At 72.1% G+C, this 914-nt stretch carries 1 protein-coding gene; it reads left to right on the plus strand.

Translation table 11 applies throughout. The annotated features are described in order from the left end of the window. Positions 1 to 371: 371 nt before the first annotated feature. On the plus strand, positions 372 to 914 hold a 543-nt coding region (locus tag N864_RS22720; protein WP_034722944.1), incomplete at its 3' end, for an alkaline phosphatase family protein.

The raw sequence follows: 914 nt of genomic DNA on the forward strand, positions 1-914 counted from the left end.
ACCCGCCGCACCCCGCGGCCAGCCCGACCGCCACGGCCACGCTCGCCCACACCGCGGTGGTGCGGCGGGCATGTCCGCTCCGGCCGAGGACGCCGATGACGCCGTTCATGGCTCCAGCCTGCCGGACCCCCGCGATCCGCGCAGCGCGGGGCCCGCTCGTCTGGGACGAGGATGAGCGCAACCTTCGGCCAGGCTGGGAGCTTGTCAAAGCGCTGGCAGCGGTTCGGCAAATTCTCTGCCAAGAGCCTCGCCGCCCCTTCCGGGCGCCCCGATGCCCGGCATACGGTCGCCCCGCGTCTGCACCGCATCGACGACGGCTGAGGGCCGTCGCGGCAGCACCTGGCGCACTCGGACCACCAGAGGAGACCGTCATGAAACGATCCGTCCGACTCGCCTTCGCGGGCACCGGCGCGGCCGCGCTCGCCCTGACCGCGGTCACCGCCGCGACCACGGCGGCCGTGGCCGGCCCGGACCACCACCGGCATCGCCCGGGTGCCACGGCGACCACGACACCGATCAAGCACGTCGTCGTCATCTTCGGCGAGAACGTGTCCTTCGACCACTACTTCGCCACCTACCCCAGGGCCGCGAACATCCCGGGCGAGACCCTCCAGGGCGGCCCGACCCGGGCGCCCCGGTTCACGCCGGCGCCGAACACGCCGAGGAAGATCGCCACGCTCGCGCACGACCAGCTGCTGGCGCCGAACAACCCGAACGCGGTCCAGCCCCGCCGGCTCACCCCGGCCCAGGCAGTCACCTGCGACCAGGACCACACGTACACCAACGAGCAGAAGGCCTACAACGGTGGCCTGATGAACCTCTTCGTCGAGCACACGAGCAAGGACACGTGCGCGCCCCCCGAGTTCGGCCGGCCGGGGCTGACGATGGACTACTACGACGGCAACACCGTGACC

This window comes from Intrasporangium chromatireducens Q5-1 (assembly GCF_000576575.1).
GTDB lineage: Bacteria > Actinomycetota > Actinomycetes > Actinomycetales > Dermatophilaceae > Intrasporangium_A > Intrasporangium_A chromatireducens.